The sequence below is a fragment of the Halorubrum sp. CSM-61 genome (assembly GCF_003781945.1).
Lineage (GTDB): Archaea > Halobacteriota > Halobacteria > Halobacteriales > Haloferacaceae > Halorubrum.
The window spans coordinates 432,318-447,123 of record NZ_RJJW01000001.1; the positions used below are offsets into that span (position 1 = coordinate 432,318).

Consider the following 14,806-nt stretch of genomic DNA (forward strand, 5'->3'; position numbering starts at 1 on the left):
GCTACAGTCGAGCTTTGAGGCATTTCAAAATCCTGTGGTATGGCTGGGTTTCGTTCTGCTGGCGATCGCTATCTCGGGAGGCATATACCTCTGGAATAACGAATAGAACTACTATTGGCTGGAGAACTCGCCTAGATAGAGATCATTCCGCTCCAGCAGATTCGGTATTGTTCGCGTAGTCGAGCAGGTTGTCGCGTTGTGTGTTGAGCTCCTGGTCGCGGGTCGGGACCCCCGCGTAGACGGCTGCGTTTGTCATGGTGCTGCCCGCATGTCTACCTGAATTAAAACTAAGCCCCTATTCGCCAGATGAGCGAGAGGGGTGTGCTTCTCGCCACATGAGGTTCACACCAAGTTAATTGAGGTATCCTTCGAGGCGTGCCGGGGAAGCCAAGTTCAGTTCTGGTCCTTTAATTTTGCCGGCCTCTTCGTTTTTTTCGACCCATTCCATAACGTCTCCAATGTCCTCCTCAGGGACGATCAGGACACGCTGGTATGCTTGAGCGCGGAAATCCGCCAACTGCTTCAGAGCGTGTTTCTCGTCGTTTCGGATACCTTCCCAAGTTTCCACTTCAACGACGAGGTGCTTGGTTAACGGGTCGATCACGACAATATCCGGTCGGCCTTCAACTCCGGACACTACACCTGCGGTATTTCCATCCTTGGCCCCGTCCGGATCTATGTGATCCGCGTAGAGTTTTGCGCGGTCAGAAGACTGTTCTTTAAATTCGTAGAAACTCTTACGCAGGACAGCCTCGTGCTTCTCTTCGTGACCTGAAAGGGCAGCACCGATCGCGGATCCGACCACCCCGCCAACCGGACCACCGATGAGGAGGCCAGCTGCTCCTCCAACTCCTGCTCCAGCAAGCTGATCTTTGTCTTTATCGTCCATATTGTAACTAACACTCATCGATAATTAAATGGATCCGAACCGCAGTGAAAGTTAAAACACACCGTGATAGTCTGGTTCTCCATCACTTCTCGAACAACATTCTCATTACGGCTCCCCCTATTCACGTAGCATCAAGAAACGCGAGCTTTTACAGCATAATCTGAAAAATTCTGGGTAGTATGACCGAAGATGAGGAACGGATCAAGACACGGGAAGAGATTCTCTCCGACGCAGAAGAAGAAGCGGACCACAAAGGGAACCAAACGCAACTTCAAACCGTCAACAACTCTCTAATACGGAATCAGACGCAACAACAAGTACGACTAGAAAAAGAGCTAGAAGAACTCCGAAGAAGCTTAGAGACGTATACAACTTGGTCAAGGGCACTGACTATTGTTCTAATAGTTCTTGGTGGACTGTCGCTAGTTATACAAGGTCTGTTCATCGCTGTTCGTCTTGGTATACTCTGACCACAGCTAGGTCATTGACCGCCCGTAACGCCATTAGTTGGCAGACACACTCTACTCTTCGATACCTCTACTCCTTCGGTGAGAAGTAACGTAACGAAGGTTACGCGTTCATAGGCCCTATCTACACCTGCTCAAAATTCAGATAAGTCAATCTAAGACGTCGTCCACGTCGATGTCAAATTCTTCGTAAATGTCACCTATCTTTTCATCAACATTTTCGTGATCATGATCACTCCAGCCTTGAATCGAATCTAACTGCTCGATAACCATCTCCCGGGTGATATTCTCGTGATTTGAACTTTCACTCACGATCTCCAAGGAATCTCGAAGCGCGTCCACTACTTGGAGGGCTAAGTCAGGATAGTCTTCTACTACTGACCGTCCGAGTACCCCCAGCTCGTGAAAGCCACTGAATACATCGTTCTCTACTGCGGTTACCGCACTATCACAGTAATGAATAGTCAAGAACATTCCAACATCCTCCACGTCATCCGGGCTGAGACTGCTGATCATTCTTCCCATTCCCCCAAGACCCATGAACGACACTTCAACGCCCTCCTCCATCGCATAGTCATAGATAGTTTTCTGAGTGCTGAGGATGTTTCGAAGCAAAAAACCCTGATACTGTTCGTTCTCGATAGCGACTGACTTGCCAACCAAATCTGAGCAAGTCGAGAGTACAGAGGTTACAGGCTTGTCGTATCCTTTGTCAACTGCAGCTGTACAGTACTCCTCAAAAAAAGTAAGACGATCATATGCAAATGTCATTCTACCCGACATTGCCCAGAGGCGTTTCTCTTGATCCTCCTCAGAGAGGTCATCGATTCTTTCTATTTCGTCTTGAAACACAGAATGGTGTTCGCTACTAGGCAGGCTCTCGTACTCTGCTTTTGTAATATTCTCTAAGGCATCGTTGTACGTCCGGAAAACAGATTCATACTCCTTTTCAATAATGTCTCTGCCAATTTGGTTGAAGTGATCAGTAACCGCATCCAATATTCCCGTTTCTCGCATATCGATTAAAAGGTCTAGTACATCGCCAAGATTCGAAATATACGAATTCAGGAACTGTGCGTTTTCCGTCTTCAGTATCTCGGTGTAGATCTGCCGCTCCAAATGGAGAAAGTAGCCACTGATCGCATCTGCTTCATCATCTGATAACGTTGGGTCGTCTTCTTCCTGGCGTCGTCTGATTTCCTCCAAGAACTCCAATTCTTTCGAAAACAAAAGACCAGACCATTCAGCGAACAGGTAGATGTCGTTGTCCCGAACGGTTCGGATAATAACCTTCTGGATATCGACGAACCGGTCCCGTTCATCAGTACCTCGAATTATACCTTCTCGATGTTTCTGTACGATCTCATGGGCAAAATTGTTCGGGATGCTCTCCTTGAGCATCTCCAATTGCGTGTCCGGTTGTAGCTTCCGGATGATGTAAAAGAGATAGGCGACGAGATAGAGCAGACACCAGACTAACGTTACAAACGAGTAAAACACGAACCTTCCGGTGAACTCCTCAAGAAACGAGAGGACGAAGATATTGGCCGCGATTGACAGGGTGTATGAGGCAAGGAGAAGTACAATGAATTTCGAGTACAATACAGACCGAGCGATTCGGGGCGTGAGCCTCTGTGAATAGTGCTCTAGTCCTAAGAGTGTCAGAGAAATTGTAATCGCGAAAACAGTGGCCAGTATCTGGGTGTTGGTCGTGATGATCGTCCCTGGGTTCTCAAGCGAGTTGATCAGGAACGAGGGAAATACGAGATGACTGACTGCCCCGAACAGAAATAAAATTCCTCCTCCGTATAGCAGTATTTTCCTCTCAACGTAGATCTGGGCGAGGCGCCATCGGGTGTGATAGTACCGGCCGAAGATTCTGTCTGCGATAGGTCCACTATTATGTACGCTGTAGGCTAGCAGGCCCAAGACCACTCCTATTGTCACTAATATACTGCCGGAGAGCAGTGTCCATGTCCAGGTGAATATATTGAGGAAATCAGAATATGCGTCCATGAGAAGCGCTGAGCCCACAAGAATGAACGCCACAGTAGTGACGATTATTTTCTTTTCACCATCCAAAGAGGGGTTAGAGAGCACGATTTAGTATGAGTTCAAACCAGATATGCTAATATCTGTCCTTTCTTTAATTAAGATTTTCCTGAATAATCGCTGAATTGGCGTTGTAGTCTCAATTTCAATATATGATCTCTGAATAGACTTAGAACCGGTTTTGTTCAACATTCGGACGCACTCCAGGTTTCACCTGCGTCATGACTAGTTTCCGGACAAGTCCACACAGAGCACCTATTAAGCGAAATCGACCTGTCCATGTTAGTACGCTACCAATTAATACCAAAGTGAATCTGTTTCACGTTGGCATACACACCTCGTGTAAAGTCGTTCCAGTCGGCGATCTGAAATCGCTGTGCTGTATATTCGTGTGGATCTTCTGGCTGGTCCCAGTCGCGCAGGAAAGCACGTAATCTGGAGTAATTTGAGATAGGGGCGGCACCATCAATACTGAATCTGTTCTCCAAAAGTTCTCGCTTCCCGTAAAACGGGTTCGCACAAATAGCACCATCAATACTAGCTTCAGATTCAATGTCAAGGTCAACAGTTCTAGTTGTACGCTCCACGAGATCCACAGGAATGTCGTCAGGGCTTGGGAGTCCCTGGGTATCGATCTCTACACCCTTCGCTGTGCTGAGTCTCATTTTACTCTGCTCAGAAAACTCAACTAATGGCCGAACATCAACCGGCTGACCGTCAATTAGGAAGTTCACTGTTAAATGTCGATACCCAGGTTCCGAAGTGAACGGTGCCGCGTAGATGAGTACGCTTGATTCAGGGTATTCGACATCAAGATCAGAAATAAGCACCGCTTGATCATGGTCGTACAGTTTTAACTCATAACCAGAGTCCTCTACCTCCAAGTAGCGACTTTCACGGTTGCGAAGGTTTGCTACGAAGTTCTCATAGCCGCTACCGATCCAAGCCCCGTTTGACTGGTTGATTGTGAAATGGCAGTCCGGTACGGACAGACCAAATATACCCTCTAATACCGAGAACACGTGTTCCGCACGCGCCTCGGAGATATAATCAAGCTGTGCTACTACCCTGTAGGGGTTATTCGGAAAATAATGTGGCGTGAATAAACATAATTCAGATATGTGCCCATCAGGGCATTCAATAAAATAATTTGAGGGCTCACCTTCTGAATCGGGGATCCTCAGTAGCCTCTCGTCGTCATCTTTGGAGTTCCCATGAACTTGATCTCTATAATGAATCTGTACTTCGTGGCCGTTGAGGTATCTCACCTCTGTTTGTCTCCGAACCGGGAATAGCGGTTCCTCAATTTTCCTATGTTCGTAGCTTAGCAGTTCTTCTGTGGATTCAACTATGATTGCCAGTTGTGACTTCCCGTCGATTTCTAGAATGTCTGTAGAAAAATCTGGCACAGGCTCCACGACATGACTAAGAACATCAGAGACGGACCGAGCTATCTCATCAGTGGATCCGATATCTTCCAGCTCGCCTGGCCGCCCATGAGAGTCTTCTCGGACTCCCAGCACAATAGAACCTCCCGCAGCGTTAGACATTGCGGCGATCTCTTTCGCAACCTTACGGGGGGCAGCTTCTTTTGATTTGTATTCAATCCTCTCTCCTTCCGGTTTTCCCCTCCTGATTTCCTCTTCCAGATCCATTGTCGTAGTGCTAGTTCAGATTCAACTTAACATTACGTGCCAGAGGTGAAACCAGAATTTGAGCCTCAGATACCTCCACAAAAGAATGTCTAAACAGGTAGCCCTGAGGACGACCTGTCTTATACTGATCTCGCCATCCGGAACCATCCGGAACACCCACGGTTTAGCTTATGTACTTCGGCGAGAGTCGTCGATGATTTGATAAGCGACGGAGCGGCGTTCGAAGACGACCACCTTCCAGACCCGATTGTCGGCCGGAATAGCCACATGAACGAGGTCACCGACACCCTCGCGCCGATCGAAGACGGTCAGCGCGCCGAGAATTGCTTTCTCTTTGGTCCCTCCGGCGCTGGGAAGACGACCGTCGCGAGGGCCGTCGTTCGCGAGCTCTGCCACGAGGTGCTTGACGTCCCGTACGCCTGCGTGAATTGCTGGTGGAACTACACCCGGAACGCCGTCCTCGAACGACTTTCTCGCGACTTCGTCGGCGCCGCAGTCTCACTCTTCGCGTCGATGTCGACCCTACTCGATCGCGTCCATCGTGACTTCAACGAGTCGGGTGTGATAATCCTCGACGAGATCGACCAGCTGCGCGAAACCGATCTGCTCTACGACCTCCACGAGTTCCGCGGGCTCTCGTGAATCGGCATCGCAAACGATGAGGTCGACCTGCTCGCCGACCTCGACGAGCGTGTTCGCTTTCGCATCTCGGTCGGCTACCGGGTCCGGTTCGACCGGTACGGCGAGGACACGATCGGGGAGATACTGGATCGACGGGCTCGTGAGGGACTCGGACCGAACGCCGCGAGCGACGAGGTGTTCGAGACGATCGCGCGGCTCGCCGACGGCGACGCACGCATGGGCATCACGACGCTCTGGGTGGCGGCGCAGAAGGCGAGCAGCAAGGGGCTGTCGAACATCCCGAGGCGACTCGTTGAGGACTCGATCTCTGAGGCGGAGCTGGAGAACGCGCGGAAGACGTTCAGCAAGCTCAACCATCATCAGCGCGTACTGTACGGAGTACTCGAAGAGAACGGACCGCTCATCCAAAAAGAGTTGTACGCGAGATATACGGAGGAACACGATGACCCAGTGACGCTACGATACCTCCGTGAGAACCACCTTCCCAAACTGGAGCACTACAATCTCGTCAACATCGAATCCACAAACGGGACGAAGCTGTACACACTGCTGGAACCTCAATTGCTATCTGCCTGAGCGCTTATCGAGGTACCGGTCAAAAAAGACATCTGTTGACACACCAACGAAAGGATATGATCGACTACGATTCAGAAGAGGAAGCGGTGATGGTTACCCTACACGAACTTCTGAGTGATCAGGGTGATGGAGGGTTGCTAACGCCGACGTTGTTCACGATTAGCGATGAACTGGAGACTGAAGAGGAGATGACCAATAGCGAGATCACTGCCATCCTCCGCCAGCTCCACCGCGACGGACACGTGAAAGCATCCGAAGCATTTCGGCCCCGAAATCACGACCCAATGGTATACATCACTCCAAAGGGCTGGAAAGGACTTAATCAACTGGGTAGAGAAATTCCAGATAGTTGGATAGAAGCGCAAGAAGAGATTCTCTCTCTACTATACAACAAAGAATTAAATGAATGGGATGACCCCCGATCCAACCTAAATTTATCCTACTCGCAGATTGAGCGACAGGTAGATGTGCCGAAGGGAATATTTGACGTAATTCTCACCTATCTCCTGGAAAACGAGTATATTCTTTCTGAAGAACGGGGATACCTGATTAACGAGAAGGGGGCGCAAGCCTACGAAAATGAAACATATACCGGAGAGCCAAGAGGCTTCCAATAGAGAACATCACTGAAGACTCGTACTTAGTCTGAGCTTGTTAACTATCCCGAACAACATCCGGAACTGACGTAACGGTCACGTCTGGCGATTTGATCATCCGGAATCATCAGGAACACTCTGTGCGACTCTGAAGTACGTCTCCTGACCACCTCAGGGTATGGCCTCGAAGCCACCCGTCCACGGCAGTAGCGCACGTATGAAAGAGTTCACCGTCGACCTTGTCTCAGAGGGCATCCAGACTGGCACCGGACCGTACAGCGCGAGCGTCGTCGTCAGCGTCGACGCGAACTCCACGCTCCGCATCGAGATCGAGGCGGCCAACAAACTGAACTGGGAGCTCGACGCTCGGATCGCCGACAGTTCGCTGGAGATCGTCCGCGCGTTCAACGACTGCGACGGCGTTCCCGACGACGTGATCCCCAACTGAGTCACACCCGTCGCCGACGGCGTCGGACTCGCTCGACGCCGACGCCGCGGCGAGGTCCTCGCGACTGACGTCCCGGAGGAGCATGTTGACCGTCTCGGCGAACTCCTGGTACGCGTCCTGGAGGAAGACGAACTTCTCGCTCTGTTTGTCGTAGGCGTACTTCTCGGCGACCGCGTGGACGCCGCGTTCGGTGGTGGAAAGGTTCTTGTCAGGGTTCGGCGTCCACATGTCGAGCAGTTCGATGTCGCGGTTGAGCCGGCTGTACTGGCGGAGGGTGTTGTCGATGTCGGTGGACTTGCCGATCTTGACGTCCATGATTTTGAGCCCGGAGTATTCGAGGTGAGAAATCCGAATCGCATAGACCACTTCCCTCATGGACAGGTTTTGAGGGAGTGATCTCTTGACATTAAGGATTGCGAGAAGGTAGTGGTTCTCGCAAAGCCGTGTAAACCCGTACTGGTATAAATAAAATATACCTACATGAGAACACGACCAAGGTTGAGCCGTGCGAGTCATAACACACACACACACCCGGCTATCGATAACTGGCCGAGACGCCTGACAGTAGTTCGACGAGTCGGCAGAGTACGCGGGCAACGAGCGGCTCTACGCGGTACTGTTCGACACGGACTAGGATGTCATAAGCCTGGGTGTGAACGATGACCTCAAGCTGCAAGCCGATGTCGAGCAGGTGGCTGCGTCGCGGAACCAGCTCTTGGAGGTTGGGGCAGTGCTGGAGGGCATGATCGCAATAAGTGAGAACGGTGAGAGAAGAACTGCTCGCGCCCCCGATTGCTCACGAACGTCTGTTCAAAACGACGGAATGGGCATACTGGTGGTGCGGCCCGTCATGGACTGAAACGAAGGAACTCTCGAATTTCTGCGAGTGTGACAACAATTAAGACGAGTTGAGGAGTCCCTTAATAGAATCCCAAACTGGCTAGCTAACCTTCTGAGTCAGCTGACACTCCCAACCAGTACCCGGAACCAGTCCCGGTGAGAGAAGCCTTGGCCAGTGAATCTTCGATATTTACTGGGGTAGATAGCAGCGACCACATCTGATGGACTCACAGATATACCAGCGCCAAACGCCGCAGAAATGATTACAAGCATTAAAAATGGGATCGAATGGAGACTTTCAGCCATCAAAAAAATATCCGTACTAATTAAAAAGCTAGATTTATTGATAGAATACACAGATACGATTGTCCATATGATGTGTGGTGATATGCCCGCTATTCGGATCCCATAATTCGGCATCTTTGAGAGGCCATTGAATTCTACTGCGTAGGGGTACGGTATTTTATACCAAAATCCATAGAGGACACCCGGATCGCCAGAGAATAATTTGCCTGCGGCCCAGTGTACATACTCGTGAAAGCACCAACTAAGATATCCTCCAATGATTAAGGCACATATCGTAACGATGAATCTCGATGTGGGTACCATATTTTATATCTTGTCTTAAGCTTGCTTTGACAGAATTAATATCTGACCCACTTGTGAATAGAAGGCTCTGTTGAACTCCTTGGAAAGTGATAAATTCTGCCCCGGTTGTAGTCAGTACACCAAACTCACTTAACAGCGGGAACTGAATCCGAGATTATGGAATTAGATAGCTCTCTTACATCAATTGATTGGGCTTTAAGCCTGTTTGTGACGGCCATTGTTATTGGATGGCAACTCTCCGCTGGCAATTCCTTCAGTTCAAAAATGGCTGGAGCCCTAACTTTCGGTGGTATCGTTCTGGGGGTCTGTCTGTACGTGTCTGAATGGTATCGTGAGCGGTAAGCAGCTCTCATTGACCGGATAATTCAGGCGAGAATATGTCTGAAGAAGAGGATTCCAACAGAGCCGTACTACAGTATATTTGTGATGTCGTTAGCAGAGGCAGAAGCCACTTACAGAGTGATCGATAATACCGAAATTGACGTACTCCATCACGGCGTCGACACTGACTTGGATCCAAGGAGGGAGCTAGAGACAACCTCGTTTGAGCAGTCAATAAGCAGCTGGCGGACGCTGAGCGAGAACCAAGCGAGATCACTTCACAAGGCCGAACGCTTGTTCCAAATCAACAAGCTGTGGTCAGCTCCCTTTTGACTCAGCTAGAGGTCTTTGAACGGTACATTCGTGCCCAGCAATCGTATCTAGATTCAGCCACTGCAATCGAAGCTGGAGTACGAGCTTTCGAGCAGTCACGCTTTGATGACGCACAGGGCAATCTACTCGATGCTCGTGACTCGCTATTAATCAGTATTTTTGAGTCGGGCAGATCCTATCGGTTATGTACGATGGGACTGACATTGGACCAGTATGAAGAACGCTCTTGTGTAGGACATTGTTGATAGCTTGCTGTCTTGCGATTTCGGTCTATCCCGGGTGAACTCTATTCGGCTTAGAGAGACGTTCAGATCGGTGGTTGTGGCTACTTGTGAAAATACCGTGACCGTATCAACAATCTCCTACGGAAGAGCGAGACCCAATTTCACCCCACGCCTAGACAATACTGGGGATCTTGGAAAGATCCTCTGAGGATAGGCTCAAAATTAACCAACTAACTGGCGCTTCTACTGGTATCTGTTGGTTAATCACGTTGACCATCACAGCTAAGCCCGGGAGAGGGCTATCGCACAGCACTCGCTGGGAGACGACAGACCGGCCACGGCAACTGACCAGATGGTGTATCTGGACCCTGCTCAAGTCGGGTTTTATTTGTAGAATTGACCTATGACTTGGTATGACCGACTCGCCGTCTCCAAGCGTCTCTGTCTCGTTATCTGAGTCGACTAACGTTTCTACAGTCTTGGACCGGGCCGGAATTGATTACGTTACCGTTCATGAGCAGCGACTGCTGGCGATCTATCATACCGGAATTTTCAATGTGACAACCGAACCGGAGTCAGTGTCGAATGCCCGCACGCTTGAGATCGAATGCTGGGAAGCCCCACTCCCGTCTCGTAGTGATGAGCGATCGCCACAGGAGCTTCTCGAAGACTTTGCGGCCGTATTTGATGCTGGCGATGAGTCCTGAAATGGTCACTCGAGAACCTTGATCAGACCGACGGTAATCGGTTGAGAGCACTAGAAACGCTAGAAACAAGTCAGCTGGCACGAGTCAACACAATACGCCATTTATGGACATTTCTGAGACGCTCCAGACACTGTATACTGCGACTGTTGTGCAAGACGATGGTACCTATCAAATAACTGTACCAGACCGTGAGATAGCCACCGGGACACTTTCTGAGGGTGAAACATACCGTGTTGCGCTCATATCGACATCGACGTCGAATATCGAAGCCACCGACGCGACTGAGGCCACTCAGTCAGCTGACCACGCTGCTCAGCAACACGAATACGACGGCCCGCCTGTCGAGGAAGGTGAACAGCGAGACGTTGAAATCGAGAACCTCGGTGACCAAGGTGACGGTATCGCGAAAGTCGAGCGCGGCTACGTTGTGATCGTTCCCGAAACGAGTGTCGGAGACCGAGTCACCGTCGAGATACAACAGGTGCGTGAGAACGTTGCGTTCGCTGATGTCGTTGATGACACCCTTCGCGGGGAAGTCTAGGACCGCAGGTTGGCACGAACGGGTGGTTATGGCAAACTTCTCACACCACTACTCACTTTCTGGCTTACCGATGTACTCCGATTTCATCGTCCCGTTTTCACGATAGTACCGATAGAGATACGGACCGTGCATATCCGCAGGATCTCCGCTAGCGCACTTACAGCTATCGTCGCCACAGGTGACTTTCTCTTTGACGACGGTCCCGCTTCCTGCGCCATCGGGATCGTCGACGGGCTCGGCAGCCTCGGGAAGCTCGTCAGTGTCGACCGACTGGTCGCGATATTCGATGAGCGTCTCAATATAGTTCTGTACCTCCTGGAGTGTCTCCGTATCCTGTTTGGGGAGCCCCTCCGCGAGATACTTCGGGAGCGAGGTAGGTGGTGACGGCTGCTCCATACCTTATGTAACAACCGGTGCCATGTTAGCGTTCGGATGCTACATAAGGAATTGAACCTTCTCTACCAACCGTGACCACCTCAGCAATTACTCAAGATCGTAGGCAGCAATTTCGTGAGAGCCACACCGTGGACATTCATCGACGTCCTGCTCCACACTGTACCCACAGTGACGGCACTCGTGGTGCGTTGTCGATGACGGCTCGAGCCTGACGATCTGCTGGATGAACTGTTTACTAATCATCGGTGGGGTCGACGATCTCGCCACAGCTGGGGCATTCGGCCCACACGCCTGTGTCGCCGCCAGCGGTCTCATAGTGGATGATTGCGTGCCGACCCGTGACTGTCTCGCCGCAGAACGAGCAGTCGCCACGGACTGTCTCTAGGTCATCAGGAGTCATTCTCACGAATTCACGGGTTACTTCGAGGGGGAGAGGGAGCGTGTGACACTGTTTTGGAGCTGATCCGGTTGTTGAAAACCGGCCCAGCGGTGCTCCCTCTCCTCAAAATTTGAGACTCTGTGACTTATAGTTCGGGCGAGCGGGGCGAAAGTACTGTTCGAGGACAGCAGCGTGATTGCGGGTCGTGAGTAGCTATCGCACGAGAGCCGCATAGCACACTCCAAGAGCGGTGCGTGGTGACTACGCGCTCGCGGGAGTCCCATCGGCGTCGCCACTATCGATGAGCGGGTAGTCGATGTGGACCTCAATGCGGTCGAACGGAACGACGGGTTGAATCGCACCGCTGGGCCCGCCCGCTTCGAGCGTGAGGATGCCCAGTACTTCCAGCTGCTTCAGGTCCGAGTGGACGTCGGACCTTTGATCGAGAGCTACTGGGGGTGTCGATATACACCAGCTTGGACTTTTGTCAATTTGTTCTTCTCAACCAGTTGAGAGAGTGCCCGGCTGACGCTTGACTTTGGTCGCTCAGTTATCTTGGCAATTTCAGATGTTGTGAGCGTATTCTCATCGCTACGTCGGAAGGTTTCAAGAATATCAATTTCAACCCGGCTTGCTACGTTTCGAAGCAGATCGTATTCAAACGCCATCCTAGCAAGGGCCTCAATATCGATATATGCCCTATTTACGTCCCCGTTACTGCTGTGCGATTTGACACTCAGTAGCCCCACAGATTGTAGTGCTTCTTTCTCCTGGGCAGTGAATGCTCCTTCGCCAATTTCCAGTTCAGTCGTGTCTGATATGGTGTACTCTGTAGGCTGGCTCATCGTATCAAACCTTAATACTTGCTCGGAAAAAGGATTAACGGGTATGTTAATCTTCTTTCCAGCCTTGTATGAGTAATTCCCGTTTATGTTAGCAACGCTTTTCATTTGGACCGAGTTATGTACACGTGAGGATGCGGGGGAGGCGGTTAGCGTAACGCGCCGCCTCTCCCGGTTAGGATAGTGAGGTAGTGGCTCACGGTCCGACGACATCCGGTCTTCATATCTACAGTTCCTCCAGTAGATAGGATTGCACAGCGGTGTCGTCGATCTGGCTTACGTGATCGCGGTACGGATCCCGATTTGTTGGCGACGGATTCATCGGAATTCCTTTTCCCAAAATCCAAGCGAGTACTCGGGAGCGGACGCCCTCTTCGCGAATCGGACGAATCGAGTCAAGTTGGTAGGGAACCTCCGCCTGAGGAGCAGGATCTACCCATGATGGGTCGAAATCGAGAACCTGGGGCGGGAGCTCAGGTCGACCATTCTCCAACAGATGGGTAAGATGACCAGCAATGTAGTCTGCCGTATTCGTCACGGGATATGTCCGATCAGCCCCCTCCATGAACGTTAACAAAACAGGACAGATAGACTGCTGAAAACTAGTGTCGAATGCTGAAGGCATCTGTCGCTTTAGCTGGTGAAAATAATTGCTGTGGGCATCTTCACGACCATCATGAAGGAACGCCGTTTTGCCACATCCATGGGCAAGGTCTCCCACTTGGAGTGGGTTCGTGATTGATTTTTTTGCAGCTGTAACTGCGCATGTCGCGAGTCCAGTAGCCTTGTCGGAGCCCTCCCAGAGGATGGCACTCCAAGAGACCGGTAGCGATCGAAGATTCTCGATAAGACCTTGGACCCGCCTAGCACGCTCCTCTACAGAGACATCTCCGTAACGGAGTAGTGACGATGATTTGTGCTTGAACGGCTGGAGGTCATTTTCAATAAGTGCGCGGAGAAGAGAGATATCGTCCTCTCGAGCAGTACGAACGGCGACTACAATGGTATATCGCGTGCCTTCTACCGTCGTGGTCGATTCATCAAGACCGATCAAATTCGGAGCGCGCTGCTTCTCACCGTCGCGGACCAGCCTGATGTCACGCAGCGGCACACTCATCTGTATATTTCTTGGGAGGTGGTGTCTTGTACGTTCGGATGTTCGAACTTGGCATGCTCTGTTGAATTCGCAGACGGTGTCGGGATCAGGCTACTCTGTGTTCGGTTCTGGAGCGCTGTCGAGAAAATTCTGTAAAGACATCTTGGCAGAAGAGAATCACTGGAGCGATCGATCCAACACATCGACGAAGAAGTCTTGACTGTCTCGATCCATCCCTACTCACTTCCCGGTTTGCCGACGTACTCTGATTTCATCGTCCCATTTTCACGATAGTAGCGGTAGAGATACGGTCCGTGCATATCTTGGGGGTCTCCGCTGGCACACTTACAGCTGTCGTCGCCACAGGTGACTTTCTCTTTGACGACGGTTCCGTTGCCCTCACTATCGGGCTTGTCGACGGGGTCGGCTGTCTCGGGAAGTACATCGGTGTCGATCGGCTGGTCACGATACTCGATGAGCGCGCCGACGTAGTTGTGTATCTCTTGGAGTGTCTCCGTATCCTGTTTCGGGAGCCCCTCTGCGAGATATTTCGGGAGCGAGGTGGGCTGCTCCATACCTTATGTAACAACTGATGCCACTTTAGCGCTCGCTTGATACATAAGAAATTGAACGTGCTCCACCAACTACTCAAGATTGTATGTCGCAAGCTCGTGAGAGCCACACTGCGGGCATTTATCGACGTCCTGCTCCACACTGTATCCACAGTGACGGCATTCGTAGTGGGTTGTCGATGACGGGCTAAGCTTGGCAATCCGCTGAATGAACTGTTTACTAAGCATCGGTGGGGTCAACGATCTCGCCACAGCTGGGACATTCGGCCCACACGCCAGGGCCACCGCCAGCAGTCTCATAGTGGATGATCGCATGTCGTTCAGTGACTGTCTCGCCGCAGAACGAGCAGGCGCCACGGACTATCTCTGAATTATTAGGAGCCATCCTCACGAGTTCACGGGGCTTTTTTAGGGGAGAGGGAGCGTGTGACATCGTTTTAGAGCGGACCCAGTTGTTGAGACTGGCCTCACTCTGCTCCCTCACATCAACTTATGCGCTCTGTGACTTATATCCCGGGCGAGCGGAGTGGAAGTACTGTTCTAGGACAGCAGCGTGACTGTGGATCGTGCGTACTATTCGCGCAGTTACAGTGACAATCCAAGATCGCCGAGAGTGGTGAG

The 14,806-nt window shown here is 51.1% G+C and carries 13 protein-coding genes and 2 pseudogenes; 6 read left to right on the forward strand and 9 right to left on the reverse strand.

Annotated elements, in window-relative coordinates:
• Nucleotides 1–352: 352 nt before the first annotated feature.
• Nucleotides 353–889 (reverse strand): hypothetical protein, encoded by a 537-nt coding sequence (locus EDM04_RS02235; protein ID WP_123619537.1) that lies wholly within the window; start codon nucleotides 887–889, stop codon nucleotides 353–355.
• A 179-nt stretch (nucleotides 890–1,068) separates the two neighbouring features.
• Between EDM04_RS02235 and EDM04_RS02240 the strand changes: the two genes are divergently transcribed.
• The gene (locus tag EDM04_RS02240; RefSeq protein ID WP_123619538.1) at nucleotides 1,069–1,359 is read left to right on the forward strand and encodes a hypothetical protein; all 291 of its coding nucleotides are present in this window, start codon (nucleotides 1,069–1,071) and stop codon (nucleotides 1,357–1,359) included.
• Nucleotides 1,360–1,506: 147 nt separating this feature from the next.
• On the opposite strand, the gene EDM04_RS02245 is transcribed toward EDM04_RS02240, so the two are convergent.
• Together EDM04_RS02245 and EDM04_RS02250 are read right to left on the reverse strand one after the other, a co-directional pair.
• Entirely contained in the window at nucleotides 1,507–3,456 is a 1,950-nt protein-coding gene (locus EDM04_RS02245) for a DUF2254 family protein (RefSeq protein WP_123619539.1), read from the reverse strand.
• Between the two features lie 242 nt (nucleotides 3,457–3,698).
• Nucleotides 3,699–5,063, reverse strand: a complete 1,365-nt coding sequence (locus EDM04_RS02250) for a helix-turn-helix domain-containing protein (protein WP_123619540.1) — start codon at nucleotides 5,061–5,063, stop codon at nucleotides 3,699–3,701.
• 246 nt (nucleotides 5,064–5,309) lie between these two features.
• Between EDM04_RS02250 and EDM04_RS02255 the strand changes: the two are divergent.
• A pseudogene (locus tag EDM04_RS02255) lies at nucleotides 5,310–6,281 on the forward strand (Cdc6/Cdc18 family protein).
• A gap of 56 nt (nucleotides 6,282–6,337) precedes the next feature.
• Nucleotides 6,338–6,898 (forward strand): hypothetical protein, encoded by a 561-nt coding sequence (locus EDM04_RS02260; protein ID WP_123619541.1) that lies wholly within the window; start codon nucleotides 6,338–6,340, stop codon nucleotides 6,896–6,898.
• Nucleotides 6,899–7,121: 223 nt separating this feature from the next.
• Here EDM04_RS02260 and EDM04_RS18750 read toward each other — a convergent pair whose 3' ends face one another.
• A complete protein-coding gene (locus tag EDM04_RS18750) occupies nucleotides 7,122–7,640 on the reverse strand; it encodes a hypothetical protein (RefSeq protein WP_241154839.1) in 519 nt (172 codons plus the stop codon).
• Nucleotides 7,641–7,977: 337 nt separating this feature from the next.
• On the opposite strand from EDM04_RS18750, the gene EDM04_RS02275 reads away from it, so the two are divergent.
• From EDM04_RS02275 to EDM04_RS02285, 3 genes are all read left to right on the forward strand, one after another.
• On the forward strand, nucleotides 7,978–8,184 hold the full coding sequence (locus EDM04_RS02275) for a hypothetical protein (RefSeq protein WP_123619543.1): 207 nt from the start codon (nucleotides 7,978–7,980) through the stop codon (nucleotides 8,182–8,184).
• A gap of 1,881 nt (nucleotides 8,185–10,065) precedes the next feature.
• Nucleotides 10,066–10,359, forward strand: coding sequence for a hypothetical protein (locus tag EDM04_RS02280; RefSeq protein WP_123619544.1), 294 nt, complete (start codon nucleotides 10,066–10,068; stop codon nucleotides 10,357–10,359).
• Between the two features lie 103 nt (nucleotides 10,360–10,462).
• Nucleotides 10,463–10,900, forward strand: a complete 438-nt coding sequence (locus EDM04_RS02285; RefSeq protein ID WP_082222555.1) for a TRAM domain-containing protein — start codon at nucleotides 10,463–10,465, stop codon at nucleotides 10,898–10,900.
• A 48-nt stretch (nucleotides 10,901–10,948) separates the two neighbouring features.
• On the opposite strand, the gene EDM04_RS02290 is transcribed toward EDM04_RS02285, so the two are convergent.
• The 5 genes and pseudogenes from EDM04_RS02290 to EDM04_RS02310 all read right to left on the reverse strand — a co-directional run bounded on the left by EDM04_RS02290 (nucleotide 10,949) and on the right by EDM04_RS02310 (nucleotide 14,188).
• A complete protein-coding gene (locus tag EDM04_RS02290) occupies nucleotides 10,949–11,296 on the reverse strand; it encodes a DUF6788 family protein (protein WP_082222556.1) in 348 nt (115 codons plus the stop codon).
• 640 nt (nucleotides 11,297–11,936) lie between these two features.
• Nucleotides 11,937–12,110: pseudogene (locus tag EDM04_RS19015) on the reverse strand (transcriptional regulator); the annotation flags it as partial.
• 14 nt (nucleotides 12,111–12,124) lie between these two features.
• Entirely contained in the window at nucleotides 12,125–12,520 is a 396-nt protein-coding gene (locus EDM04_RS02300) for a helix-turn-helix domain-containing protein (protein ID WP_164471064.1), read from the reverse strand.
• 223 nt (nucleotides 12,521–12,743) lie between these two features.
• A complete protein-coding gene (locus EDM04_RS02305) occupies nucleotides 12,744–13,634 on the reverse strand; it encodes a hypothetical protein (RefSeq protein WP_123619546.1) in 891 nt (296 codons plus the stop codon).
• Between the two features lie 215 nt (nucleotides 13,635–13,849).
• The gene (locus EDM04_RS02310) at nucleotides 13,850–14,188 is read right to left on the reverse strand and encodes a DUF6788 family protein (RefSeq protein ID WP_123619547.1); all 339 of its coding nucleotides are present in this window, start codon (nucleotides 14,186–14,188) and stop codon (nucleotides 13,850–13,852) included.
• Between the last annotated feature and the right edge of the window lie 618 nt (nucleotides 14,189–14,806).

Excerpts from the sequence above, each read along its gene's own strand:
- EDM04_RS02235 (WP_123619537.1), bottom strand. The coding sequence starts at position 889 with ATGGACGATAAAGACAAAGATCAGCTTGCTGGAGCAGGAGTTGGAGGA.
- EDM04_RS02240 (WP_123619538.1), top strand. The coding sequence starts at position 1,069 with ATGACCGAAGATGAGGAACGGATCAAGACACGGGAAGAGATTCTCTCC.
- EDM04_RS02250 (WP_123619540.1), bottom strand. The coding sequence starts at position 5,063 with ATGGATCTGGAAGAGGAAATCAGGAGGGGAAAACCGGAAGGAGAGAGG.
- EDM04_RS02260 (WP_123619541.1), top strand. The coding sequence starts at position 6,338 with ATGATCGACTACGATTCAGAAGAGGAAGCGGTGATGGTTACCCTACAC.
- EDM04_RS18750 (WP_241154839.1), bottom strand. The coding sequence starts at position 7,640 with ATGGACGTCAAGATCGGCAAGTCCACCGACATCGACAACACCCTCCGC.
- EDM04_RS02280 (WP_123619544.1), top strand. The coding sequence starts at position 10,066 with ATGACCGACTCGCCGTCTCCAAGCGTCTCTGTCTCGTTATCTGAGTCG.
- EDM04_RS02285 (WP_082222555.1), top strand. The coding sequence starts at position 10,463 with ATGGACATTTCTGAGACGCTCCAGACACTGTATACTGCGACTGTTGTG.
- EDM04_RS02290 (WP_082222556.1), bottom strand. The coding sequence starts at position 11,296 with ATGGAGCAGCCGTCACCACCTACCTCGCTCCCGAAGTATCTCGCGGAG.
- EDM04_RS02300 (WP_164471064.1), bottom strand. The coding sequence starts at position 12,520 with ATGAGCCAGCCTACAGAGTACACCATATCAGACACGACTGAACTGGAA.
- EDM04_RS02305 (WP_123619546.1), bottom strand. The coding sequence starts at position 13,634 with ATGAGTGTGCCGCTGCGTGACATCAGGCTGGTCCGCGACGGTGAGAAG.
- EDM04_RS02310 (WP_123619547.1), bottom strand. The coding sequence starts at position 14,188 with ATGGAGCAGCCCACCTCGCTCCCGAAATATCTCGCAGAGGGGCTCCCG.